Genomic DNA, 24,504 nt, shown 5'->3' on the forward strand with positions numbered 1-24,504 from the left:
AACTGTGGTGGCTTCTGGCCCGGTTGCAGCTTCTCCGGTGCGGGCGGCTGGTTGGGCTGCTTTCCGGTGTATGCGGTCGAGCCGTCGCCGATCGGCTTGCCCTTGGCCTTTTCTCCGGGCTTGGTGCCGACCTTGTCGGAGGACGACCCGAAGGGGGTGCAGCCGGCGACGGAAAGGGCGGCTGCGGTTCCTATCCCGAGCCCAAGTATGCCTCGGCGGCTGAATTCGCGCATAACGGTACTCATCGCATTCGTTCGAAGTCTGATATGTGGGGCGTTCCGGAGAAGTGGGATGCCCGCGGTGAGGGGGGAGGGGATGTCGAGGTGCCGTTTCGGCCCGTGAAGGAGAGGCTTAACGGACGGGGTAGGGGGGAGGAGCGGACGGCCCCGCAGCCACTGGCTCCTGAATCCGACTGCGCTTCACGGAGCGGGCGTTGCTGCCCGGCGTGATCTCCAGCACGGTGTATTCCCCCGGTTCGACAGGCGGGCGGAAAGCTGACGGCCACAGCGGCCTCGGCCAATGCCCTTGGACACACCTGAGATTCACAGAGATCGCTAGCGCACCGGTAACGCCTCACTAACAACCTTCGGTTAGCGGTTAGCGGTTAGCGGTGGAACGGTCGTGGGTGTGGAGTAGCGGCATCCGTGGGTGGGCTTCCGGTGGGCCCATGGTTCCGTTTCAGTTCACGGGGGCGAGGGTCAGGTAGGCGAGACCCATGACGCCGCGATAGCCCCGTAGCCACATACTGCGGTGACGATCGACGCGGTCGCAGGTCTCCTTCGCCAAGGGGTGATCGGGATACGCGGCGAGCCATTCCTCGACGTCGGACTGGTAGGCGGACTCGAAGTCCTCCCATTCGTCGTTGCTCGCGGTCTCGATCCAGGCGGGTCGGAAGCCCGCGGCGATGGCGAGGTCGACGAGGCCGGCAAGGTCGTGGAACTCAGCGGCGGAGGCGTCCGGCCACATGGCCGACAACTCGACTGAGGTGGGCGGGCGCTGCCAGAATCCCTCGCCGAGTACGACACGGCCGCCCGGGGTGACCAGGCGGCGGAGAGCGTGCAAGGCGGTTGCGGTGTGCTCGGGCGGCCGGGCATCGCTGAGGGCGTGGCTGGCGCCGAGGCAGAGAACGAGGTCGGCGGGGCCGTGGGCGGTGTCGCCGGCGGGCTCCTGGACGAAGCGGACACGCTCGGCCAACCCGCGGGTCTGGGCGTTGGCGCGCCCACGGGCAAGGTCGTCCTCATTGAGATCGATGCCGACACCGGTCGCGCCGGGTGCCGCCTCCAGGACGCGGAGCATGAACTCTCCCCAGCCACAGCCGATGTCCAGCACAGACATCGGAGCGGTGGGGTCGGCGGCTGGAGCGGTCAGCCGGTGGATCATCCTGGCGGCCCGGCCCTCGGAGAGGGGGCCGTGGAACGTCAATCGGGTCAGCCGCGGCGGGCCGGTGGTGGCATCCATGAGCCTGAACACTAGGGATGGCCCGGATGTCCGCGGTACCGGATTTCATGACGGGGCGCCGGGCGCAGCTGGTCGACGGCTGTCCCGCCCGCACCGGCCCGGTCGGCCCCGGCGTCGGCAGGCGACCGCCCCATGAAAGGGTGCCGCACATCAAGCGCGCAGTCCTCCGGCGGCTTCGGGCCTCATTTCAGGACGCTCAGCGGTGGCAGAACGGCGGAAGCCCCGCGGCCGGCCCGAGCGGTGCGCTCGAACCACGCCGGTGCCGCGGGGCTTCCGGGACGGTTCGGCTGCCGATTACCCCGTGGCGGACGGCTGGGCGGCCGGGGGAGTCGGCCGGTCGGGGGTGTAGCCCTCGGCACCGGGATAGATGTCCCGGTATATGGCGCGGGAAAGGGTCTCTATCGACTCGATGCCGTAGTCCCAGCCTTCCTCGGACGGCCGGCCTTCGGGAACCCTGTTGTTCTCGGTGAGTACGACCAGCCCGGCGTCGTAGGAGTTCCCCGTGAGGGCGGCCATGCTGTTCACCTTCCAGTCCCCCCTGTCGAAGGCTTCGACATCGGGGTTCTGGCTGCGCTGCAGCCAGCCGTTCTTCACATGGGTCATCGAGTCGAGCGGAGCGCCTGCCGTGGCTCCCCACCGCTGGGTGCTCTGGACGCGATTCATCAGGTCCATCGCGTAGGAGCGGGACGTGCTCCCGAGAACCGAGTCGTCGTTGCCCGAGAAGATGCGCAACAGCTTGGCCAGGTCGTCAGCCGTGACCTGACTGATGCCCCAGGAACCCTCCTTGTCGAGGACGGTGTTCCCCATGCCGGCCTTGTCGAGGAATTCCTGAATCCTGACCGGGTTCGGCTTCTCGGGGTCCTGCTGATCGGACAGCTCTTTCCAGAGGGTGGTCGCGGAGCCGTTGTCCGACTCGGTGATCATTTTGCGCGCGAGAGAGTCTTCCGTTTCGGTGAGGTTGCCACCCTTCTGGTACAGCAGGGCTCCGAGGATTATCGCCTTCACAATGCTGGCCGAGTCGTACTGCTTGTCTGCGTCGGCCGTGCATGTCGTTCCGGTGGGCCGGTCGTAGAAGGACACCGATGCCGCGCTGTTCCGGCTGGCCAGGGCGTTGGAGATAGCGCGTGACAGTTTATCGGCCAGCGCTTGGTCCGTGGAGGTGCAGTGCACCGCTGGGCTGGGCGCTCCGGCTTGCTGTCCGGCTGCGACGGAGGGCGTAGCCGCCGCGAGGGGGCCTGTGATCGCTCCGACGCCTATCGCCGCAGCGGTGACCGTGGAGACCCACCGCATATCTGATCACTGTCCTTTCGGGATGCCTGAATCATCGAGGGGAGGGGATCGGGACCGGTGCTAGGGAGGGGGACATTCCGCTGTTCAGCCGTACGGCTGAGGGCCTGTCGAAAGGCGGCAGTGCGGTAAAAGCCGGGTAGGTCTACTTCACTGTGTCTCCTGGTACTTGACGTAGATGACCGGTGTGCTCGACTGGGGAGACCGGACGAAAACCCGGGCAGGGACCGTGAACAGGCGCTCCTTGTTCGCTGCACCGGACGCCGGGTCCCCGACGCTGCCGACGACGAGGTAGCCGACGCAGTACGCGCTGACGCGCCGGCCCTGGCTGGCAACGGGACGGGACCGGCAAGAAAGGCTCCTGGAGCGTGATTGCGCGCGCCTTGCACGCTGTTCGCCATCGAAACCCGCAGGTGACGCATTGTCGAGTTCACCGGCCACACTCTGCGGTCGACCACGAGGAAGCCGGCGGTCTACCACGAGAACAAGGGAACGCGCCGTAAGGGAAAGCAGGCGGACGAGTAGGTCGACGAGCAGGCGTGGCGCGTCAGCCATACGCTGCGGGGATACCCAGGCTCCGGACGTTCATCTGCCGGTGGCGGCTGCCCGCCCCGGATCAATACGGCTCACCGACTGAACCGAACTCCAGAGCCTTCCGTCTTCCTCCCTGAAGGCAGGAGAGTCACCGGCCTGGTGGATTCCACGCACTGAACCGCACTTATCCGTGCGTTGAGCACCCCACCTGCCGAAGCTTCCTGAGCGCCCGCACGCCGGACGAGGTATGGGAGTTCGGCATGACACGATGAGACGATGCCGCGCCAAAGCACCACCGAGATAAGCCATGATGCTCCGAGCGCATCACTCGGGCGCCCCAGACTCCATGTGCTGGACGGGCTGCGGTTCGTGGCATCGCTGATGGTCCTGGGTTATCACTACCTCGCCCTTCGCGACGGGTGGGGCAACGATCCCGAGGCGTTCTCACCGGCGCTGTACCGCGTCGCGCAGTTCGGCTGGCTGGGCGTGGAAGTCTTCTTCCTCATCAGCGGATTCGTGATCTGCATGAGCGCTTGGGGGCGGCCGCTCGGAGATTTCGTGAAATCCCGGGTCTCCCGTCTCTATCCCGCGTACTGGGTCGCCGTTCTCCTGACGGCCGCCGTCCTGGCGCTGTGGCCCCGAGTACGCAGTGTGGACAGTCCGGAGACGGTGCTGACCAATCTCACCATGCTGCAGCAAGGCGTGGGAGTGTCCGATCTCGACGATGTCTACTGGTCGTTGTTCGTCGAGCTGAAGTTTTACCTGCTCTTCGCGCTGGTCGTCTACAAGGGTGTCACCTACCGCAGATGCGTGATGTTCTGCGGGCTCTGGACCGTCGCCGGTGTGGTCGCTTTCAAGGCCGACAGCGACTTCCTTTCGGTATGGGCCGTCGCCCCGTACTCTCCCTACTTCATCGCGGGGATCGCCTTCTATCTGATGTACCGCTTCCGGCCCACTCTGCTGCTGTGGGCGATCGTGGCGGGCGAATTCCTGCTGGCCCAGCACTACGTACGGGGCCGCGTGGTGATGAACCTCGGGGAGAAGGCCGCGTCCGCGCACGACTGGCCGGCGCGCCTCGGAATCCTGCTGGCCTTCGCCGTCATGGCGGCCATCGCACTGGGCCTGTTCGACGGGGTGGGGTGGCGCCGGCTGAGCCAGATCGGCTCGCTGACGTATCCGCTCTATCTGCTGCACATGTACATCGGTTTCACGCTCATCGACCTCCTGCGAAATCGCCTGCCGGCCCCTGTGCTGCTCATGTTGGTCACCGGACTCATGCTGGTGCTCTCGTACGCCGTCAACAGGTGGGTGGAACGGTATGTGGGGGCCTGGCTGCGCAACGGGATCGACAAGGGATTGCGGGAGATGCGTCGGGGAACGCGGAGCGAGCCGACGGCGGAGCGCTCCGTGGTCTGCCGCCCGCGGCGAGCGGGCCGGCCGTACGGAGAAGGAGCGGGACCGGGTGGGGACACTCCGCTGATCCCAGCCGCCCGTGGCCCCGCCCGACGCCGACTATCCATCCTGGTCGGCCGAGGGCGAGGGCGGGAGGCGGAGTTCGGCGAGGGCTCCGCCGTCGGGGGCGTTGGTGAAGCGGAGGGTGGCGCCGAGGACTTCGGCCTGACCGGCGGCGATGGTCAGACCCAGGCCGTGGCCGGTCCGCCGGCCGGAGTCGGCCCCGCCCGACTGGCTGCGGAAGCGCTGGGGTCCCTGGTCGAGGAGGTAGGCGGGGTAGCCGTCGCCGTGGTCCCGGACGGTGATGGCGGGGGCGTCGACGGTGACCACTACGGGCGCACGGCCATGCTTGTGCGCGTTCGCGACGAGGTTTCCCAGCACTCGTTCGAGCCTGCGGCGGTCGGTCTCGACACGGTCGTCCCCGACGACGCGGACCTCGGTGGCCGTTCCGGTGGCCCGTACCGCGCGCTCGGTCAGTGGTCCCAGTTGGTGCATATCGAGGTCGGCGCTTTCGACCCGGGCGTCGAGCCGGGAGATTTCCAGCAGGTCTTCGGTCAGCCCGCGCAGGGCCTGGACGCGGTCGCGCACCATCTCGGTCGGGCGTCCGGGCGGCAGCAGCTCGGCCGCGGAGTGCAGCCCGGCGAGGGGGGTACGCAGCTCGTGGGAGACGTCGGCGGTGAAGCGCTGTTCGCTGTGGAGCCGGGTCTGGAGGCTGGCGGCCATCGCGTCGAGCGCGGTTGCGACGGCGGCGGCCTCGTCCGGGGGCCGGTCGGTGCGCCGGGCGCGGGGGTCGTTCACGCGGGCATCGAGGTCGCCGGTGCTGATGCGCCGGGCGACGCGGGCGGTGTGGTGCAGCCGGCGGGTGATGCGGGAGACGGAGACCAGCCCGGCCGCCAGGGTGAGGCCGATCGCGGCCGCCGAGGAGCCGATGATGGCCCGGTCCAGCCCGTGGAGGGAGGCGGCCTGTTCGCTGTAGTCCAGCCGCAGGGCGAGCACGTTGCCCCCGGCGACCGGGGTGGTCGCCCACATCACCGGCCGGCCCTGGTGGGAGCCGAGTTGGGTTCCGCGCTCGTGCTGTCGCACGGTCATCTGGCGGAGCGGAGCGGGGAGGTCGGGCGGATTCACCGAGACGTTGCGTTCGACGGGGTCCCCGGCGACGTACGCGGACGTGCTGCGGTCCAGTTCGGCCAGCGCCGTGTGGCGCGCACGGTCCTGGGTCTGCCGGTCGACCAGGACGTGCACCAGGCCGCCGAGCACGGTGGCGAGCAGGCAGCACATGACGGTGATGAAGACGGCGGCCTTCCAGTGGAGCGTCGCCGTCCAGGCGCGCAGCCACCGTGGCGGACGAAGCGGGGGAGTGCTCATGCTCACCTGCCCGAAGGGTTCGCAGAAGCCGGGGCCCGACGGCCGAAGCCCACGTCCTGGATCGTCATGACCTGGTTCCGCGCACTCCACGCGTAGACCGTGCGGCTCTCGTAACCGGCCGCGTCCCCGGGCTCGTGGATGATCAACTTGTGGTCGGCGACCTCCACCGACTGGGGGGAGCTGGTGGAATCCAGGATGGAGGTCACCACCCCGTGTCTGAGCGTGTAGGCATAGATGATCAGGAGGTTGGTTCCGCTGGGAACGCCGACGATCAGCTCGTCCTTCCCGTCGCCGGTCAGGTCGTGGTACTCGGGGGCCCGCACGGGGCAGGAGCCCGTGCCCGGCCGGTCGGCACAGGAGCGGATCCGGCGCTCCTCGTCCTCCTCGAAGACCGGCTGGCCGCGGCGCTTGTCCGCGTCGATCTGCGCCAGGAGGACGGAGCCCGCGGACACCTTCCGGATGTCCCCGGAGGACACCCGCGGCAGCGCGGTCAGCGGCCGCGGTCCCTCCTCCCTTCCCGTGGCCGGCGGAGCTGCCGGCCAGGGCTTACTGCTGGGCCACAGCTCTGCCGGACCGGTCACGGGATCGGCGCGCCCCGCGCTTGTGGGCCCGTCGGTCCCGGCGCATCCGCCCAGGAGCGCCGCCGTGCCCGCCGCCACTACGGCCAGCGCCACCGCTCGTACGACGGCGCGGGGTGAGCGCAGGCCACGGACAGGGGACACGGCACCACTCCCGGGAGGCCCGGAAGGCGCAGGGTCCGAGACGTGAGGAGTCAAAAAGCGTTCACTCCGCGTAGCGCTGCGTTGGTCCGACAAGTCTGGAAACAGTACCTCATTGGCTGTGTGAACAGGATTGTGCGGGATGTGACGGTGCGGGGTGCTGTCCTGGTGCTGTCCTGGTGCTGTCCTGGTGGGGGGGGAGGGATGGGGCGGTGGTGGCGAGACGACCGGCCTCAGGGTGGGCAGCAGGGTCACCCCGCAGCAGAAGCAGCACGGCAAGTGGGTCACGCTGCCCGCCTCCGCCCCCATGGCGCGCAATCACTCCTGTTCGCTCGACGTCAAGCCCGGCCTGAAGGGCAGGAGCGACCTGCGCATCGTCAACCACGACACGTCCTCGGCTGTGTTCCACGTGAGTATGCGGTAACTGTGCTTGTGGCAGCGGTATGTGAGCGATGCGCCGACACCCGAGAGAGGTCCCTTCAGGCACCCCCATAGGTGTCGGAGCACTGCTTCCGGCTGCCTACTGCTTCACGTTGACCGCGGTCCAGGCCTGTTCGACGGTCCGGTACTCGGTGCTGTTCTTGCCGTACAGGGCGGCTGAGGCTTTCAGGGTTCCGGCTCGGGCGCTCTTGTAGTTGGTGGTCGAGCTGAATTGGGTGGTCAGGGCCTTGTACCAGATCCGGGCCGCCTTGGACCGGCCTATGCCGGTGATTTTCGAGCCGTTGTGGGTGGGGCTGTTGTAGGCGGTGCCGTTGATGACCTTTTTGCCGCTCCCTTCGGCCAGAAGGTAGAAGAAGTGGTTGGCGACACCGGCTGCGTAGTGGACGTTGTCGGGACGGCCGATGCCGGGCTTGTAATAGTCGGGGGACTTGCCGTCCCTGGACGGTTTGTCCATGTAGCGGAGCGGCTTGCCGTCACCGTAGAAGTTGGCCTTCTCGCCGATGAGGTAGTCGGGAGCGTCTGCGGGGGTGTTGGCGTAGAACTCGACCATGGTGCCGAAGATGTCCGAGGTCGCCTCGTTGAGTCCGGCGCCTTCGCCGCTGGATGCGAGTCGGGCGGTGGCCTGATTGATGGCGTGGGTGTATTCGTGCGCCACGACGTCCACCGAGGTGGTCGGGTTCTTGCCGTCCTTGCCGTCGCCGAAAGATGCGCCGTTGTGGTCCGCGAAGGCGTCGGCCCGGTTTCTGTCGTAATGGACGGTCATGGAAGGGCCCTTGCCGTCATTGTGCACCCCGCGGCGGCCGAAGGTGTTCTGGAAGTAGTCCCAGGTCTTCTCGGCAGCGAAGTGTGCGTCGACCGCCGCGGACTGACGGCTCTTCATGGTGCCGTCGCCCCACACGTTGTCGCGGTCGCTGAGGGGTTTCTTGTTGTCGTCCGCGAAGAAGTCGTGGGTGGACAGGCCGCCCCGGGTCGGATCGACCAGCTCGTAGGTTCCGTTGCGCTCCCTCGTGGTGATGGTGACCTTGCCGACGCGGACGCCGTGGCCCACTCCGGTCCGGGCGGTCGCGGGTGGTGCTGTGTGCGCCACCTGCGCCGGGACTGTCACGGCTCTCTCGCCCTGGGCCGCATGGCGCTGCGGGTCCCCCAGGCCGCCACCCGCGGCGGAACCTCCCTGCGCCCCGGCGATCAGCGCCGTTGACGCGCCGACCAAAGCAATGAGGGCTGAGGCCTTGTGCATCATGCACGCCTCCCTCCTCTGGTAGTACTCGCTGCCTTCGGACACAGGTGAAGAGCGCCGAACCAGGGCGGGCGTGCTGCGGCATCTCACCGCTGTTGCGAAACCGGGACAATGCCGGGCTCCGGGGGCTGCCCGGGAAGCATGTTGCGGCTGAGCACGACCCGGTGCGGGGCGCTGCCGGGCAGGACCCGGTGCGCGGTGCTGCCGTGGTCCTTTGTGATGCGCAGCCTGGCCGGTCGTGCCCCGAAGACGCTCTGGAGGCTCTCCGCGAGGGAAGCCGTTCGTCCTCGTCGGCGGTCCGCAGCTCCACCAGCGCGGTGACCGCGATATCGGTGGCGGCCCGCCGGGCGGCACCGTCCTCCCGCGTACGGCTGCCCAGGGCGCCGAGCAGGGGAATTCCCCTACCGCCTCGGACGTCGCGTCACGAGGCGCGCGGTAGCGCGAGCCAGTCCTGCCAGGTGATGTCGTGGCCCGGATAACGAGGCTGCTGGAAAGGCCAGTCGGCGGCGATCCACTGCGGTACCAGCGCGTCGAGCGCGCGCTCCATCTCGCCGCCGACGAGGTCGTCCACCACCCACCAGGAGATCTCTCCGTCCGAGCCGGTGCGCTCGGGCGGATCGATGTAGACGCAGCCGAGGATCGCCGTCTCCTTCTCATCCAGCAGCGCGTAGTTGAACGACTGGTGCGCGGCTATCTCCTTCTCGTGCCGCAGCAAGTCGACGCGGTCCTCTTCATAGGTCATTGTCTCCATCGGCCAACCCCAGGCCGGGCCGAAGATCTCCCACAAGCGCTCTCGGGAGCCCATCACGGCGGGGTAGTCGATCGCGGTGTCCGCCTCCCGGATCGGCCGCAGATGAAGCGCGGTGTCGGGCACGGGCACGTACACGGGGTGGACGAAGTCGTCCGGCAGCCAACTCATAAGGGCCGAGGCTATAGGACCGCCTGCGTCGCCGATCCGCTCTGTGCACGGCAGCGATCCTCCTCTGGACCAAGGTCCAGCAGGCAGGCTCCAGTACGGCAATGGCGACTCGCTGCCTTCGACTGGTCGACTGCCCCCTGACGTCAACGGAGGACGGAGGCGGCCAGCAGCAGGCCGCCGCCGAGGCCGGCGGCCAGAGGTCCAACGGGTCAGCCCTTCGCCGGAGCGAGGTCCGCGGCGCCGAAGGAGACCGAGAACCGCTCGCACCAGATCACGGCGCTGCGGAACTTGGACAGGTCAGTACCGGCCGGGACGGAGTAGTTCTGGTTGCCCCGGTTGCCCTTGAGCTTCCCGAGCTGGACCGCTCCGTCCCCGAGCCCCGCCTTCACCGCATCGGCGCCCCTGGGCGAAAGGTAGACCCGGACGTCCGGCCCCTCGCTGGTCTTGAGGTCCTCCAGCCTCAGCACCTGGCCGCCGTCCGCGAGCCGGACGGTGCGCGCCATGCCGCTGGTGCCGTGCTCATGGCTGACGAAATTGCCCTCGGCGACTTCTCTCGGACCCATGTCCTTCGCCGACGGCTCGCCGCTCTTCATGCCGTTCTTGCCCTTCATCTCCTGTCCGGCCATGGACTGGGAGGCGGTCGGCAGAGCCTCGTTCACCGTCGTGTCGGTGAACGCCTTCCAGGGCTGGAAGAAAGAGAGCCCGATGCCGGCGACGATCACCAGCACCAGAAGGGCGGGCACGACAGTACGGCGGGAAAGGCGGGACACGGAGACCTCCGGAACGGGACGCGCGGGCGGCTGCGATCGGCCACCCGTCATGCCCCCAGCAAACCCGCTCCCGGCCCCGCCCGGGTACCGGAGAGGCACCCCTGTAAGACACCGGTAATCAGCCCGACCAGCGGCTTCTCTCCCGAGAGGGCGGAGCCGGTGGGGCGAAGTCCGCCACCGGCCGGGCCCAGGGAATCAGCGGCCGGCCTGATGCCCGGTCGGCGGGCGGTCCGCCGGTCCGGTTTCATCGCGACCTCGGACGGGGCTGCGCCGGCTCCTTGTTTTCTGCATGATTTGCCGGGGGCCTGCGTGGCACGTACGCACTGTTCGGCGGCGGGCAGCAGGTCCTCTCGGCACCCATCAGCACCTGTCACCGCCCAGGAGGCGAGAATCCGTGTTCTTCGCGATTGCCAGTGTCGTCATCGCCTTGTGGCTGCTCCTCTTCACTTGGGCCGGCTGGCAGCGCCGCAAGCATGGCGGCGGCGGAGCAACAGCTGCCGGGGCGTGGGGTGAGCTTTTCCAGCCCTCACAGCGACACGTCCAACAGGAGCGGGAACGCCAACTCGCCCTTCGGGACGACACCGCATCCGGTGCACCACCCAACTCGGTTGACCTCGACTCAGGCAAGGCGGTCATCCGTCCCGTGCGGAGCCCCGCGAGCAAGCACGACGCGCCATAGCGGCGTTTACGTCACGTCCGCCGCGCGGAGTGCTGACGGGAGGTGCTCCCGGCTTCCGCAACGCCCCTGCGCGGCTGCCGGCCCCACACGTTGCTCAGCCTCGATGCGCGCCCACCCGCCGTACGGCCGTACGCCCCGGCGCACCGCTTCCGCAAGAACGCCTTCCGCCCGGCCCACCCGCAACAGATCAGCACCAAAAGAAAAGGGCAAGGAAAAAGGACTCCCTGCCACTCTCAACGTATAACGCACCGGGGGGCTTGCGGCAAGCCCCTGGCACTACCGCACAATCAGCGACCGCAAATCAAAGCCTGCCGAAATGGGAGTCGCGAATGCGTGTGTTGTTGACGACGTGGGGATCGCGCGGAGATGTCGAACCACTTGCCGGCTTGGCGCTGGGATTGCGCGAACTCGGCGCGCAGGTGCGGGTGTGCGCGCCGCCGGACGAGGAATTCGCCGCGCTGCTGGCGCGCGTTGGCGTGCCGTTGGTGCCGCTCGGCCCGTCGGTGCGCTCGGTGGTGGCCGGTGAGAAGCCGCCGTCGGCTGCGGACGCGTTCCGGCTCGCCCCCGAGCTGGTCGCCGCGCGGTTCGACACGCTCACCGCAGCGGCGGAAGGGTGTGACGCGCTACTGGCAACCGGCCTGATGCCGGCCGGCGCGAGGGACGTGGCCGAGAAGCTGGGCATCCGCTACGTGCTCGCCTGCTTTCATATCGCCGGGCTGCCGTCGCGGCACTTCCGTCCCGGGGCGCGGCCGGGCAAGCCGTCCCCGCAGGACGAGACCGACAACCGGGTGCTGTGGGAGCAGGACGCCCAGCGGGTGAACGCGCTGTACGGCGAGGCGCTCAACAGCCATCGGGCGGCGTTCGGCCTGCCGCCGGTGGACAACGTCCGCGACCACGTCTTGACCGGCCGGCCGTGGCTGGCGGCAGACGCGACGCTGTGTCCGTCGCAGGGCATGACGGACCTCGACCTCGTGCAGACCGGGGCGTGGATCCTGCCCGACGACCGCCCCCTCCCAGCAGGGCTGGAGGCCTTCCTGGACGCCGGCGAACCGCCGGTCTACGTGGGCTTCGGCAGCATGGCCGCGCACGCCCCGAAGGACATCGCCGAGGTGGCCATCGAAGCGAGCCGCGCGCTCGGGCGCCGCGTACTCCTCGCCCGCGGCTGGGCCGGCCTGGCCCCGATCGACGACGCCGATGACTGCTTCGTCGTCGGCGAGGTCAACCAGCAGGCCCTCTTCCGCCGGGTGGGCGCCGTCGTGCACCACGGCGGCGCGGGCACCACGACCACGGCGGCCCTGGCGGGGGCGCCTCAGGTGGTGGTACCCCAGATCGCCGACCAGCCGTACTGGGCCTCACGGGTGGCCAAGCTGGGCATCGGCTCAGCTCACAACGGCCCGACACCGACCTTCGACTCCCTGTCCGCCGCGCTCACAGCGGCCCTGACACCCGAGACCCGCGCACGAGCGAGGGCCCTGGCCGGCACCATGCGTACTGACGGAGCGACGGTGGCCGCGAAGCTGCTGCTGGACGGAGCCGGTGGGTAGTGGCCGCCTGTGTCCGGCTGGGGTTGCCGGTGGGCCGATCCGGTGTCGGCTGCCGTCCCTCGTGGCTCGATCGCGGTTCGCTCGTGCCGGGGCGGCAGGGGATGACCCCGTACGACCCCACCTCAGGTGTGACCCGCAGCCGGACCGAGTCGATCTGCTGCAGGTGCGCAGCGCACCGCACCGGACTGCCCTGTGACCTGGCCCGGTCGCCCCCTCAGCCTGAAGCCGGTTTCCCGGGCTCCGCCGCTCGCGCCGTTTGCCTCCGGCGACGCCAGGCCATGATCGGCACCGCGCCTGCGAGGCCCAGCGCCGCCGGAGCCGCCGCGACGGCCTTGTTGAGGGCGGGCTGGTCGAAGGTGTCCGGCACCGGCAGCCACGACCAGCGGTTGATCGGCCAGGCGATCGTGAAGGCACGACCCACGACCTGCTTGGTCTCGACGGTGCCGTTGCCCTGGAGGTTCGTGTGGTAGCGGGAGTCCCGGGAGTTCTGGCGGTGGTCACCCATGACCCAGATGCTGCCCTTGGGCACCTTGATGGGTCCGAATGCTCTGTCACCGCAGGGGGTGTTGCCGGGGAAGAGGTACGAACCCTCCTTCAACGCCTTGCCGTTGACCTCGACCGGGCCCTTGCCGTGGCATTCGACCGTGTCGCCGCCGACCGCGATGACCCGCTTGATCAGGTCCCTCTCCTCGGCCGAGGGCATCAGGCCGACGAAGCTGAGGGCCTTTTGAAGAGCGTTGGGCTCAGGGGGAGGTGTCTCGTCCAGCCAGCCGCCCGGGTCGTGGAACACCACGACCTCGCCGCGCTTCGGCTCGGAGCCGAACCACGGTGTCAGTTTGTCGACGAGGACCCGGTCCCCGCGCTGCAGGGTGTTCTGCATCGAGTCGGACGGGATCAGGAACGCCTGTACCAGGAAGGTCTTGATCAGCAGGGCGAGGAGAAGGGCGATACCGATGAGCATCGGCAGCTCTTTCCAGAAGCTACGCCGCTGTTTGGCCTTCTTCACGCTGCCGCTCTCTTCCTCGTCCCATGGTCGTCCCATGGCCGCTCTTGCTCTGTCGACGTTCCCGGACTGGTCGGCCGCCCCTCGCCCGCCGGCCATCCTTGGGCCGCCGCCTGTGCCGTTCCTACCGGTCGCACCCGTCCTCCGGACGCCGCGGGCTGTGAGGATTCACAGTTTTCCCCGGCTACACGACCTCTCCTTTACGGATGCGCGTGACATTCGGCTGACCGGAGCTGTTCCGGTTTGTCGAAGACGCGCGCATCCCGCACGCTAAGCGGCCCCTGTTTCGATCGTCCCGAGGCCATGTATCAGCCATGTCTCGATCTTTCTCCGGGACCGTGATAGTCGCGCCGGGAATGGGGTCCGACCCTTATGCGATTCCTACGCGGTTCTTGGATGGAGGGCTTGGGCGGGGCTCAGGCGGCTCCTACCCAGTAGATGCCGGGCCACGGCGACACGCCGCGGCCGGGCCGCCCAACTCACTCCATCTGACCGGCGGAGGTGCGCATATCGAGGTCCCAGTCCAACTGGTGGTTCAGCGTGTCGTCGCCGGGGCGCTGGGAGGGCGGTGCCCCGCCGGCGCGTGAAGGGGCGCGGGTGCCGCGGGAGATCTCACCGCTGGCGGTGATGTTGTGTTCCACGCGTGGGCGGCGGCAGGCCTCGTAGAGGGAGAGTGCGCTGTCCAGTTCGGGCGTGTCCCGCAGGGACTTGGCGAGGATGACGGCGTCCTCCAGCGCCATCGAGGCCCCTTGCCCCGTCGCCGGTGAGGCGGCGTGCGCGGCGTCGCCGATGATCAGCGTCCGCCCGGAGCGCCAGGCGGTGCCGAGCGGAATTTCGGTGGCGTTGGTGGCCATGAGGTCGTCGGTGGAGGCCGCGACGATGTTCGCGGCGGGGGTGGCGTCCTTGCCCAGCATCTCCACGAGTTGCTCCCGCCAGCGGGACGGAGTGGGATGGGCGAGTTCATCGGCGGGGACGGCGTCGCCGGCGACGCGGGCGAACCAGTACGTCTCCCCGTCCGGCGAGACCGCATAGCCGAAGGCGGCGGTGCTGCCGCGCACCATGGTGATGTGGCCGGTGTCCTCTGCGGCCGGGGTGCTGCGCGTGTAGCCGTAGAAGACGCTCTGTCCCGCGTAGACGGCCGCTGCGCCGAGCGCGAGCGAGCGACGGACGGTCGAGTTCAGGCCGTCGGCGCCGATGAGCAGATCGGCGGTCGCGATGCTGCCGTCGGCGAAACGCGCGGTCACCGAATCCGGACCGTTCTCGATGGACACCAGCCGAGCCCCGTGCGACAGCCGGATTCCACGGCGGTGGACCTCGGCCTGCAGGGCGGCGTTCAACTCGCCGCGGCGCAGGCACCGGTACCGCAGCAGCTCGTCGTCGGCCTCGCCCAGCGGCACATGGGCCATCTCACCACCCTGGCTGTCGAGCACCCGCATCGACCGCAGTGGAAAGCCGAGTGCGGTGACCACATCCGAGGCGTCGAGCTGCGCCAGTGCGCGCATACCGTTGCTCGCCAAGGTCAGGAACGCCCCGATGTCCTCGGCCGTGTCGGGATGCGCCTCGTGCACGGTGACGTCGAAGCCTGCCTTGTGCAGGGCCAGCGCGGTCGCCGTACCGGCGATCCCGCCGCCGATGACCAGTATGCGTGTCATGCCACTCCGCTCTTCCGCCCAGGTTCCCTTGCCTTGGGTGTGGAGACCCATGATGTACTCGGTCGGCTGGATCTGCGGTGAATTCGGAGTACGTGGGTGCCGCGGCTACGCGACTGAGCCGTTGCCGACCGGGGCTCGGGTGTGGCGGGTCGGACCGGCTGTTGGCTACGGTCCATTCATGGCCGACTCCGACTCCGAATCACATTCATCCTCAGACGCACACTCAGGTTCCGGCTCCGGCTCACTCGACGTCATCAGCGCACGCAACGCCGAGGCAGTCCGTCGCTACCTCCGGGTCTTTGAGACGAAGAATGTGGCTGAGTTCGAAGAACTCGTCGCGGAGGACGTCTTGGTGCACGGTGCGGGCTTTCATGGACAGGGGCGGCAGTACCCCGAAGGTTCGGTGCTGACTCCGGGGCTGTCGAACTGCCGCGTGCAGGTGGACGATCTCTTCGCCGCGGGAGACCGGGTCACCGTCGCCTTTACCCTCACCTACACGCACGACCGCAGCGGCCGGGATCTCACCATGACCGGGGTCAAGTCCTACCGACTGCGGAACGGCAAGATCGTCGAGTTCTGGGGTGAGACCGACCTGTACGGCCTTCTTCGCCAGGCCGGACTTGTCCCGGAGCGGATTCCGCCCTTGTAGTTGAGCGGTGGGCGAGACGGGCCCGAACCGTTCAGACGGGTCCCTCCACGGCACTTCGGTCCGCACAACGAGCATCCCAAGACGCGGAGTTCCGGCGTCTACCCCCGAGGGGAGCGATGCGGGAGCGCGGGCAAGCACGAGTGCTCCGGACGTCGAGCTGAACGCCGTGCCGGGTGGGTGTCGGTGCTCCGTAGGGGGCTGTCGGACCGATGTCGCTGCTCACGTGCGTGAGCGCGGGCCCCGTACGGCGGGGTTTCGCTGTTGCCGCGCCGATGCAGTATGATCATTACGCAGCTTCGGCCAGCGGGCCGGAGTCGCGCGTCTGTGGTCCAAGGAAAGACGCCCACCAGCCGGTGGGAAATGCAGGTGCAAGGCCTGCCGGGCGCTCCGCCGAGGGGCCCTTCCTGATACGGGAAGGGCCCCTTTTGTGCGCGGTCGGGCCCGCTCGGCGTGGCCGAGAAGAGCACAAGTCGGGCCCGTAGCGGAGCCGGCTCCTTGGGCTGCGGTCAGTGGACGATGCGCACGGCACCGGCCCCGTGGACGTACGCGGAGCCTGAACGCAGGGACGAAGTCCCGAACAGGGGCTAAACCTTGTCGAGTTGGCCGGCCAGGTCGGCCAAGTCGTCGGCGTACAGGTCGAACCGGTCGGAGCAGGTGGGCGGATCGCCGACGGGGCGGGCGGCATGGGCGGTGCGCAGGCCGAGATCCGGCCGGGGGGCGGACCCCCACCTCTGCTCCTGCGGGGAGGGCGAGGTGGGTGTACGGCGTCGCCGGCCTCGACCGGCTATCGGCCTCCAGGGCGGCGGTTCACATGGACAGGCTCCAGGGGCCTGGGCAGGTGTCATCCAACGGGGTTGCCGCGCGGGGTGTCGAGGATGATGTCGGCGGCGCGGGCGATGACCGGGGTGCGGGTGTGGCCAGGGTGGTCGGCGGCGAGGAAGTGGCTGCCGATGGCCACGCAAAAGGCGAGCAGGGCGCGGGCCTCGACCTCGTCGGGGTCGGCGCAGAAGGTGCCGATCGCGTCTCGCGCCAACTGAATGCGCTTGTTGTCGACGCGGCGCAGGCGGTCGGCCACCGCGTGGTCGCGGCGGGCCCATTCGCGGACGGCCAGGTCGACCGGGAGCAGGCGGTCGCTGGAGAAGGTGAGCTGCCCGGCCAAGCGGACCTTGTCCCGTGCGTCGCCGCCCTCCCGCTCGACCCGGTCGATGATGTCGTCAACGCACTCGCGTTCCCAGGTGTCCAGCATCTCGGCCAGCAGCGCGTCGCGGTCGGCGAAGTACCCGTAGAAGCCGCCCTTGGTCACCCCCAGCGCCTTGGCGAGTGCCTCGACCCGTACCGTCTCCACCCCGCCTGTGGCCAGTGCCTGCAGCCCGGCCTCGACCCACTTCTCCCGCGGTGTGCGCAATGCGCCCATCAGTGGCCCACCTCACCCTGTGAAACCTGTTGTACGGAGCCGTATAACGGCCTAACCTCGCGTTGTACGGCATCGTATAACCCGGGAGAGGACACCTCATGTCGTTCGGTTTCGTTGCCTTCCACTACCCCGCCCCCGAGCACCTCGACGCGTTCGTTCGCGACTGCCACCAGGTTGCCGAGGCGGCGCGGCGCCGGCCCGGCTTCCTGTCCGTCGGGGTCTGGGTCACCCCGGACGGCGGCGCCGTCGTCACCACCGGCGCGTACGAGTCCGAGGAGGACTTCTTGGCGGCCGCCGAAGTCGGCCGTGAGATGGGCGCGACCCCCGACGGCCTGAGCGACTTGGAGGTCAGGCCCCGCGAGGTCCACTTCCTCGTGTCGCGGTAGCGGATCGACCAGGAGCGGCAGTTGCCTCGCCGCATCCACTGAGGAACTGAATGCCGTTGAGGCACTGACCGTTGGGGCGCTTGCGCAGCCGATGGTGGTTCGCGGCGAAGGTGGGTGTGCCTGGCGGCGCTGTACCTCCAGGTTCGTCATGTCCGCGCCGCAACTCGCCCGCCAGGCGGGCGAGTTCACGCCGAACGCGCTGGGCCCGGCCGTGCCGCCGGGGTGCCGCTACAGGTCGAGTTCGGCGACGACGGCGGCGTGGTCGGAAGCCTGGTCGCCGGGGCCGGTCACGGTGTCGAACGGGGTGCCGAACTCGAAGATGCCACGCCGCTCCACCTCGACCTTGTCCACCTTGGCGAACAGCTCCGGCGAGAACATCAGGTAGTCGATCTTGTCGCTGGGGCTTGTGCACTTCCCATGGGTGCCGGGCGGTCCCTCGTAACTGTCGTGCGTCATCGCGTCCTTGAGGCTGGTGGCCTCGAGGAACGCGAGCGGCGGGCTGCCCGGGGTGTCATTGAGGTCCCCGGCGACCACGACATGGGCCGAGCGCTTGAGCGCGTCCCGGTAGAGCTGGGCGACGCGCTCGCCCTGGAGCTTGCGCTTGTCGGCTCCGCCGCCGAGCTTGCTCTTGAAGTGGTTCCCGAGGAGCCAGAGCGGTTCGCCATCGATGTCGATCTCGAATTCCGGGCAGTCCCGGCTGAAGATTTCCTGGGCATTCTTCTTGTCGAAGATGTGCGAGCGTATGGAGGTGATCGGGTGCCGGCTGAACAGCCCCACGTCGATGCCGCGGAGGTCGTTTCCGTCGATCAGCATGTTGAACGGATACGGTTCCGCGTCGAACTGGCCCGCCAGCACCTGCTTGTTGAAGCGGTGCAGGGTGAGCCGGTCCTCGACTTCGACCGTGAGCAGTATGTCGGCGTTCACCTCGGCGATGACCCTGGCGGTGTTCGTGACGGCGTCCCAGCTGAGGTCGTCCTTGACGAGTTCGACCCAGCCGACCCAGGCGGACCGTCCCGTCACATCGGCCCTGACCTCGATGTTCTGGCCTTCGCCCTTGAGCAGCTTGGCCTGTCCGCGCGGCTGGTTCACCAGGATCGTCTGGGTGGAGATTTTCTGGGAGACATCGACGCTGTGCTTCTTGAGAAGCTCGATGATCTTTGCCTTGTCATTGGTTGTATACGTATCGTGATCGAGGATCCCGACAAGTTTCCTGAACTCCTTGAGTACGTCGTCGCGTATGGGGTCGTTCCCTTCACCGAAGACGACGGGCCTCCGGAAGAGGTTTTCGCAGTTGAAAGTGGCTATGCGGATTGTCATGGCCCCTCCTCACACACATTCAATTCTCCGGCGGCATGCCGTGGCTGTCGAATGGAGCGGGGCGATGACGATCACCGAGGCGGCATCCGCCACAGCGGCCGCCACCGATTCGTCTGACCCGGACAGGCTCGTCGTCAGTGAAGCCGTTCAAGGTGCCGTTGGAGTGGATCGCCCTGGCATGCTGGGCGGCATGGTGACTCTCGATGGGAATCCCGTATCCGCAGACGACTTGCTGCCGTTGGCCCTGACCAACGTCGGGCACTTCACGACCATGCGTGTCGACGCCGACGGCAGCATCCGCGGCCTGGGGCTGCACATGGAGCGTCTCGTGCGGGACAGCAAGATCGTGTGGGGCGTCGACCTGGACACCGGCCGTGTCCGCGAATACGTCCGGCAAAGCCTGGAGGGACACGCGCCGCCCTGCGTCGTCCGCGTCACGATCTACGACCCGAAGGTCGACATGGGGCACCCGGCAGACGCCGACGAGCCGCGCGTCCTGGTGTCCGTGCGTGGCGCCGGCGCGCTGCCCCCCGAGCCGCTGCGGGCCATGAGCGTGCAGTTCGAGCGGGATCTGCCGCAGGTGAAGCACTGCGGGCTGTTCGGTGCTCTGCACGCGCGTCGCGCGGCGCAGCTCGCCGGGTTCGGCGACGCGCTGTTCGTCGGCCGTGACGGGCTCGTCAGCGAGGGCAGCACCTGGAACGTGACGTTCGTCGACCGGGACGGCACTCTCGTGTGGCCGCAGGCCCCTGTGCTGCCCGGCGTCACCATGGCTCTGCTCCAGCAGCACGCCGCACACCGCACCGCCACCGTCACCCTCGATCAGGCCAAGGCCATGGCCGCCGCCTTCGCGACGAACGCCTCCATCGGTGTCAGGCCCCTGTCCGCGATCGACGACACCCAATTCCCCGTCGACCACGCGGTCTTGAGGCAGCTGCAGGAGACCTACCTGGCCATCCCCGGCGAGAGCCTGTAGAGCGCCATGGCGGGGGAATCCGGTGGACCGGCCGCGAGGTGGAGTCGCCCGCCGGCCGGCCCCGGAAGCCTGCCGGCGCGCACCGGTTGACCTGCTACAGCGGCTCCGGGGCCGCCGTTGCCGGGGTGCCAGCCGCCGGTGATTCCCCGGTGTCCGGGGTGTCTTTCCAGCCTCCCCGCAAGGCCGACACGGCCAGCAGGCACGACACCAACGCGGCCGTCCCGCAGACCACGTACCCGAGCGAGTAGCCCTGGCCCAGCGCGTCCCGGGCCAGGGACACCGCCTGTCCGGGCGCGGAGTCCGGCGGAACCGAGTTGACCGCCAGAGGACCACCGGACCGGGCCACCTCCGTGGCAGCGGATTTCACCGCCGGGGCAAGCGAGGAGGACGACAGGTGGGACTGGAACGCCGAGGAGGCATGGCCGAGGGCGACCGCGCCGATGAGCGCCGGGCCGAGCGTGAAACCGAGGTCCCGGAGCAGGCTGGTCGATGCGCTGGCCATACCGGTGTAGCGGATCGGCACGGTGTTCACGGCGACGGCGGTGACCGACGCGACGCTGAACGCATAGCCGATGCCCGCCAGTCCCAACGGGGCGAAGAGCGCACCGAGCGAGGTCTCTCGTACGTCCAGGGTCGCCATCCAGAAGTCACCCGTGGCCATCAGCAGCAGGCCCCCGGACAGCAGCCAGCGCGGATTCGCCCGCTCCAGGAGCCGTGAGATGAGCGGAGTGAGCACCAGTGAGAACCCGCCGAGCAGGACAAAGGCCACCGAGGTCCGCAGGGGGCTCTGGTGCTGTATTACCCCGATGCGGATGCTGGTCGCATAGGCGGTGCCGAGGAAGCTGAACATTCCGACGACGGTGATGACCGAGACGATGGTGAAGGCGCGGTTGCGGAACAGGCCGAGGCGCAGCAGGGGCGTGCCGGCCCGCTGCTCCGCGAAGCCGAACAGTACGAGGAACACCGCGGCGACGGCGAAGGCACCGATCACCGAGGGGGAGCCCCAGCCGTCGGTCGGACCCTGGATCACTGCGTAGAGCAGGGCGAACAGGCCGATGAGGATGGTGATCTGGCCGCCCCAGTCCAGTGAGCGGCCCTCTGGTGAGCTGGAGTCCTCGGCAAGCAGCCAGCAGATCAGCGCGGTGATCACGGCCAGTACGGCGACGATCACGAAGGAAAGCTTCCATGACCCGTACGTTCCGGATATGCCGCCGAGAACGGGGGCGACGAAGCCGCCGGTGGAGAGCGAGGCGGTCCAGACCGCGATGCCCCGGGCCCGGTCGCGCGCCGTGTGGGTGCCGGCCGCAACCATCGCGAGCGTGGTGGGGAACAGTGCCGCGGCGCCGAGGCCGCCGAGGAGCTGGCCTGCCCACAACTGGGGGACACCGCCGGCAGTTGCGGCCACCACCTCGCCGACGGCGAGCAGGACGGTGCCGCCGACCAGCAGCCGTTTGCGGCCGAAGAGGTCACCCAGCACACCGAAGGTCAGCTCCAGTACCGTCACGGGCAACAGGAACGCGTCGGAGATCCAGGTGAGCTGGGAGCCGACCGGATGCAGGCTCTCCTGGAACAGCCCGTTCAGGGTTGCGGGCATGGCCAGCGCGATCTGGGCGAGACACACGGCCAGGCAGCTCGTGATCAGCGTTGCCTTACGGGTGGCGCGGGCGTGCCCGCGCCGGGCCTCAACGGCCTTGATTCCGGGGCTGGTCATCATCTCACTCGCTTCCGCATGTCGTCGGCCTGGCCGGCCTGCCGTCCTGATCCCGGAGCACGGCCCGCACCGCACCCAGCCGCCCGGCGGTCCGCGAAGGCGCCGGCCACCTGTCCGGCCAGCTTCGCCGTGCTGGTCAGCACGGCGCGGCTCGCCGCCGCACTCCGTCCCCCGGTCGCCGCGGATACGGCCGCCAGCAGGTACGGGGTGATCGCCGCGCCGTGCACACCGTCGCGTTCGGCCTGCCGCACGGCGCCCTGGACCGCCCGCTCGATGCGGTCGCCGTCCAGCGCGTGCTCGGCTTCGATGGGGGAGGTGACGACCACCGATCCCGTCGCCCCGGCCTGCCAGTGCAGGTCGATGGCCGAGGCCAGGGCCGTGAGCTCATCGGTCCGCTGCGGGTTGGGGAACCCGCTGGAGGTGCAGTAATACGCCGGGAAGTCGGCACACCGATAGCCGATGACCGGCACCCCCAGCGTCTCCAGATATTCCAGGGTGAGCCCCACATCGAGAATGCTTTTGGCCCCCGCGCACACCACAGCAACCTGATGGCGTGTCAATTCCGGTAGATCAGCGGAGACATCGAAAGTGACCGAGGCGTTGCGGTGGACCCCTCCGATGCCTCCGGTCGAGAGCACCGGAATCCCGGCGAGGCCGGCGATGAGCAAGGAGGAGGCAACGGTGGTGGCCCCGAGGCCACCGGAGGCCAGGATCAGCCCGAGGTCTGGCGTACTGGCCTTGGGAATGTGCTCGGTGGCGGCGAACCGCTCAAGATCGCTCTCGCTCATGCCGACGACGAAGCGTCCGTCGGCAATACCGATCAGAGCGGGGGTTGCACCTCCCTCGCGCACCGCCCGGCCGATGGCCAGTGCCCATTCCAGGTTCCCCGGATACGGCGGCCCGTGGTTGATGGCGGTGGTCTCCAGCGCCACCACCGGCCACCCTTCCCGCAGGGCCTGTTCGACCTCGTCACTGAGGCGTAGCAACTGGTGCACATCTCCTCCTTCTTGACGCGGGACGCCACGGCCACCTCATGGGATTCCGTCCATGGCCGCTGCTCGCGTCGAGGTGGCGACAAGGGTCGGCCCCCTGGCTGAGGTGCGCCTGACGGCGGGCTGATACCCCCGGGCACACGGTCGCCCCGCTGCGTCAGCGCCGCGTCAGACCGGCAACAGAGCCGGGAAGCAGGGTGTGGACGTCCGGTGTCGACCCGTGAACCCGGGCAAGCCAGGGAAATGCCGAAAGGGGCCCTCAGCATGCTTACGAGCACTGATGACGACGGCATCGCGGAAGCGGCGCAGCGGCTCTGGAACGCGCGGGTGAGCAGCGTTCCGTGTGAACCGGTCCGCGCACTGCTGGGTGCCGGCGATATCGACGCCGCGTATGCGGTCCAGGAGGCGAATACGCGGCGCTCACTGTCCGAGGGACGACGGCTCGTCGGGCGCAAGATCGGACTGACCTCACCGGCAGTTCAGCAGCAGCTGGGCGTCGAGCAGCCGGATTTCGGGGTGCTGTTCGGGGATATGGCGGTGTGCGACACCGAGGAAATCGATCTCACCGGGCTGATCGACCCGCGTATCGAGGTGGAGGTCGCCTTCGTCCTGGAGAGCGGCCTCGCCGAGGAGTGGACGACGACGGCCGACGTGCTGCGTGCGACCGCCTATGTGGTCACGGCGATCGAGGTGGTCGACTCACGGGTCGCGGCCTGGGACATCGACATCGTCGACACGGTCGCCGACAACGCCTCCAGCGGCCGGTTCCTTCTGGGCGGGACCCCGCGGCGTCTGGAGGGACTGGACCTGCGGGAGAGCGGAGCGGTCCTGACGGCCGGTGGCGAGCCCCTGTCCGTCGGAGCCGGCGCGGCGTGCCTGGGACACCCGGTGAACGCCGTGACCTGGCTCGCCCGCCGACTGGCCAGGACCGACCACCCGCTCGCCGCCGGTGATGTGGTCCTCTCCGGCGCCCTCGGCCCCATGGTCCGCGTGGCGCCCGGGACCGTCTACGAAGCACATGTCTCCGGGCTCGGTTCGGTACGCGCGGCGTTCGCGAAGGGAAAGCACTCATGACAGTACCGGTCGCCGTTCTCGGGTCCGGCAACATCGGCACCGACCTGATGTTCAAGATCCTTCGGCAGTCGAGCAGTCTGCGGATGGCCGCCATGGCAGGGATCGACCCCGCGTCGGAGGGGCTGGCGCGCGCTCGCCGGCTGGGCATACCGACCACCACATCGGGTGCCGAGGGACTGATCGGGCTGCCCGGGGCCGAGGAGATCGAGATCGTCTTCGATGCGACATCCGCCCGCGCGCACCTGCACAACGCGGCGGTGCTGAGCCCCCATGGAAAGACCCTCATCGATCTCACACCCGCCGCACTGGGCCCGTATGTGGTGCCGAACGTCAATCTCGACCAACTCGACGCCCAGAACCTCAACATGGTGACCTGCGGCGGCCAGGCCACGATTCCCCTCGTGGCCGCGGTAAATGCTGTGGCACCCGTGGCGTACGCCGAAATCGTGGCCACCATCGCCTCACGGTCAGCCGGCCCCGGCACCCGGGCGAACATCGACGAATTCACGGAGACGACCGCGCGCGCCATCGAGCAGGTGGGCGGTGCCCGCCGGGGGAAAGCGATCATCATCCTCAACCCGGCCGAACCGCCGATGATCATGCGGGACACCGTGCACTGCCTGTGCCCGGACGGCGATCCGGAGGCGATCAGCGCCTCGGTGGAGGCCGCCGTGTCCGCCGTCCGCGCGTATGTGCCCGGCTATCGGCTGAAACAGGCCGTGCAGTTCGAGCGCGTCGGCACGCCCCGACACGTTCCCGCACTCGGAGGCTCCTTCACGGGCCTCCAGGTATCCGTCTTCCTCGAAGTTTCCGGAGCCGGTCATTTCCTGCCGGAGTACGCCGGAAACCTGGACATCATGACCTCCGCCGCGGTGCGAACGGCCGAGCGCCTGGTGGAACTCCGGAGAAAGGCAGCGGCCAGGTGACC

The 24,504-nt window shown here is 68.7% G+C and carries 21 protein-coding genes and 3 pseudogenes; 9 read left to right on the top strand and 15 right to left on the bottom strand.

What is annotated here, in order from left to right; all coding sequences use genetic code 11:
* The 3 genes and pseudogenes from ACFW5B_RS29015 to ACFW5B_RS29025 form a co-directional block, all read right to left on the bottom strand.
* Window positions 1–233, bottom strand: a pseudogene (locus tag ACFW5B_RS29015) (hypothetical protein); the annotation flags it as partial.
* A 445-nt stretch (window positions 234–678) separates the two neighbouring features.
* Complete coding sequence (locus ACFW5B_RS29020; RefSeq protein WP_386445816.1) at window positions 679–1,458, bottom strand: SAM-dependent methyltransferase; 780 nt, start codon at window positions 1,456–1,458, stop codon at window positions 679–681.
* Window positions 1,459–1,752: 294 nt separating this feature from the next.
* Window positions 1,753–2,538 (bottom strand): serine hydrolase, encoded by a 786-nt coding sequence (locus ACFW5B_RS29025; protein ID WP_386445819.1) that lies wholly within the window; start codon window positions 2,536–2,538, stop codon window positions 1,753–1,755.
* A 1,122-nt stretch (window positions 2,539–3,660) separates the two neighbouring features.
* Between ACFW5B_RS29025 and ACFW5B_RS29030 the strand changes: the two are divergent.
* Window positions 3,661–4,521 (top strand): annotated as a pseudogene (locus tag ACFW5B_RS29030) (acyltransferase family protein); the annotation flags it as partial.
* Window positions 4,522–4,791: 270 nt separating this feature from the next.
* Here the strand turns inward: ACFW5B_RS29030 and ACFW5B_RS29035 are convergent.
* Complete coding sequence (locus tag ACFW5B_RS29035) at window positions 4,792–6,096, bottom strand: sensor histidine kinase (protein ID WP_386445822.1); 1,305 nt, start codon at window positions 6,094–6,096, stop codon at window positions 4,792–4,794.
* 2 nt (window positions 6,097–6,098) lie between these two features.
* The gene (locus ACFW5B_RS29040; RefSeq protein ID WP_386445825.1) at window positions 6,099–6,818 is read right to left on the bottom strand and encodes a hypothetical protein; all 720 of its coding nucleotides are present in this window, start codon (window positions 6,816–6,818) and stop codon (window positions 6,099–6,101) included.
* A 235-nt stretch (window positions 6,819–7,053) separates the two neighbouring features.
* Here ACFW5B_RS29040 and ACFW5B_RS29045 point away from each other — a divergent pair, with 235 nt between their 5' ends.
* On the top strand, window positions 7,054–7,239 hold the full coding sequence (locus ACFW5B_RS29045; protein WP_386445828.1) for a hypothetical protein: 186 nt from the start codon (window positions 7,054–7,056) through the stop codon (window positions 7,237–7,239).
* A 96-nt stretch (window positions 7,240–7,335) separates the two neighbouring features.
* Here the strand turns inward: ACFW5B_RS29045 and ACFW5B_RS29050 are convergent, their stop codons facing one another.
* The 3 genes from ACFW5B_RS29050 to ACFW5B_RS29060 form a co-directional block, all read right to left on the bottom strand.
* Window positions 7,336–8,496 carry a M4 family metallopeptidase gene (locus tag ACFW5B_RS29050; RefSeq protein ID WP_386445831.1) on the bottom strand — a complete coding sequence of 387 codons (1,161 nt, stop codon included), beginning with the start codon at window positions 8,494–8,496 and terminating at the stop codon, window positions 7,336–7,338.
* 418 nt (window positions 8,497–8,914) lie between these two features.
* Window positions 8,915–9,412, bottom strand: a complete 498-nt coding sequence (locus ACFW5B_RS29055) for a GNAT family N-acetyltransferase (protein WP_386445833.1) — start codon at window positions 9,410–9,412, stop codon at window positions 8,915–8,917.
* A gap of 209 nt (window positions 9,413–9,621) precedes the next feature.
* A complete protein-coding gene (locus tag ACFW5B_RS29060; RefSeq protein ID WP_386445836.1) occupies window positions 9,622–10,182 on the bottom strand; it encodes a DM13 domain-containing protein in 561 nt (186 codons plus the stop codon).
* Window positions 10,183–10,471: 289 nt separating this feature from the next.
* Between ACFW5B_RS29060 and ACFW5B_RS29065 the strand changes: the two genes are divergently transcribed.
* Together ACFW5B_RS29065 and ACFW5B_RS29070 are read left to right on the top strand one after the other, a co-directional pair.
* Window positions 10,472–10,861, top strand: a complete 390-nt coding sequence (locus ACFW5B_RS29065) for a DUF6191 domain-containing protein (protein WP_386445839.1) — start codon at window positions 10,472–10,474, stop codon at window positions 10,859–10,861.
* Between the two features lie 329 nt (window positions 10,862–11,190).
* Window positions 11,191–12,405 carry a glycosyltransferase gene (locus ACFW5B_RS29070; RefSeq protein WP_386445842.1) on the top strand — a complete coding sequence of 405 codons (1,215 nt, stop codon included), beginning with the start codon at window positions 11,191–11,193 and terminating at the stop codon, window positions 12,403–12,405.
* 214 nt (window positions 12,406–12,619) lie between these two features.
* Here the strand turns inward: ACFW5B_RS29070 and lepB are convergent, their stop codons facing one another.
* Window positions 12,620–13,447: a signal peptidase I gene (gene lepB / locus ACFW5B_RS29075; RefSeq protein WP_386445845.1), complete on the bottom strand. Its 828-nt coding sequence runs from the start codon at window positions 13,445–13,447 to the stop codon at window positions 12,620–12,622.
* A gap of 440 nt (window positions 13,448–13,887) precedes the next feature.
* Window positions 13,888–15,060 (bottom strand): FAD-dependent oxidoreductase, encoded by a 1,173-nt coding sequence (locus ACFW5B_RS29080; RefSeq protein ID WP_386445848.1) that lies wholly within the window; start codon window positions 15,058–15,060, stop codon window positions 13,888–13,890.
* 178 nt (window positions 15,061–15,238) lie between these two features.
* On the opposite strand from ACFW5B_RS29080, the gene ACFW5B_RS29085 reads away from it, so the two are divergent.
* Window positions 15,239–15,709, top strand: a complete 471-nt coding sequence (locus ACFW5B_RS29085) for an ester cyclase (RefSeq protein WP_386445851.1) — start codon at window positions 15,239–15,241, stop codon at window positions 15,707–15,709.
* 584 nt (window positions 15,710–16,293) lie between these two features.
* On the opposite strand, the pseudogene ACFW5B_RS29090 reads toward ACFW5B_RS29085, so the two are convergent.
* Window positions 16,294–16,413, bottom strand: a pseudogene (locus ACFW5B_RS29090) (haloacid dehalogenase type II); the annotation flags it as partial.
* A 137-nt stretch (window positions 16,414–16,550) separates the two neighbouring features.
* Window positions 16,551–17,123, bottom strand: coding sequence for a TetR/AcrR family transcriptional regulator (locus ACFW5B_RS29095; protein ID WP_386445854.1), 573 nt, complete (start codon window positions 17,121–17,123; stop codon window positions 16,551–16,553).
* 98 nt (window positions 17,124–17,221) lie between these two features.
* Here ACFW5B_RS29095 and ACFW5B_RS29100 point away from each other — a divergent pair, with 98 nt between their 5' ends.
* On the top strand, window positions 17,222–17,509 hold the full coding sequence (locus ACFW5B_RS29100) for a putative quinol monooxygenase (protein WP_386445857.1): 288 nt from the start codon (window positions 17,222–17,224) through the stop codon (window positions 17,507–17,509).
* Window positions 17,510–17,737: 228 nt separating this feature from the next.
* Here ACFW5B_RS29100 and ACFW5B_RS29105 read toward each other — a convergent pair whose 3' ends face one another.
* Complete coding sequence (locus tag ACFW5B_RS29105; protein ID WP_386445860.1) at window positions 17,738–18,826, bottom strand: endonuclease/exonuclease/phosphatase family protein; 1,089 nt, start codon at window positions 18,824–18,826, stop codon at window positions 17,738–17,740.
* Between the two features lie 190 nt (window positions 18,827–19,016).
* Between ACFW5B_RS29105 and ACFW5B_RS29110 the strand changes: the two genes are divergently transcribed.
* Window positions 19,017–19,799: an aminotransferase class IV family protein gene (locus ACFW5B_RS29110; protein ID WP_386445952.1), complete on the top strand. Its 783-nt coding sequence runs from the start codon at window positions 19,017–19,019 to the stop codon at window positions 19,797–19,799.
* 94 nt (window positions 19,800–19,893) lie between these two features.
* Here ACFW5B_RS29110 and ACFW5B_RS29115 read toward each other — a convergent pair whose 3' ends face one another.
* Window positions 19,894–21,510 (bottom strand): MFS transporter, encoded by a 1,617-nt coding sequence (locus ACFW5B_RS29115; protein ID WP_386445863.1) that lies wholly within the window; start codon window positions 21,508–21,510, stop codon window positions 19,894–19,896.
* On the bottom strand, window positions 21,510–22,505 hold the full coding sequence (locus ACFW5B_RS29120) for a pseudouridine-5'-phosphate glycosidase (protein ID WP_386445866.1): 996 nt from the start codon (window positions 22,503–22,505) through the stop codon (window positions 21,510–21,512). The genes ACFW5B_RS29115 and ACFW5B_RS29120 overlap by 1 nt, the downstream gene beginning before the upstream one ends.
* Before the next feature lie 261 nt (window positions 22,506–22,766).
* Here ACFW5B_RS29120 and ACFW5B_RS29125 point away from each other — a divergent pair, with 261 nt between their 5' ends.
* The gene (locus ACFW5B_RS29125; protein ID WP_386445868.1) at window positions 22,767–23,576 is read left to right on the top strand and encodes a 2-keto-4-pentenoate hydratase; all 810 of its coding nucleotides are present in this window, start codon (window positions 22,767–22,769) and stop codon (window positions 23,574–23,576) included.
* A complete protein-coding gene (locus ACFW5B_RS29130) occupies window positions 23,573–24,502 on the top strand; it encodes an acetaldehyde dehydrogenase (acetylating) (RefSeq protein ID WP_386445871.1) in 930 nt (309 codons plus the stop codon). Before ACFW5B_RS29125 ends, ACFW5B_RS29130 begins: the two co-directional genes overlap by 4 nt.
* Window positions 24,503–24,504: the final 2 nt, after the last annotated feature.

The organism is Streptomyces sp. NPDC058773 (assembly GCF_042746015.1).
Taxonomy (GTDB): domain Bacteria; phylum Actinomycetota; class Actinomycetes; order Streptomycetales; family Streptomycetaceae; genus Streptomyces.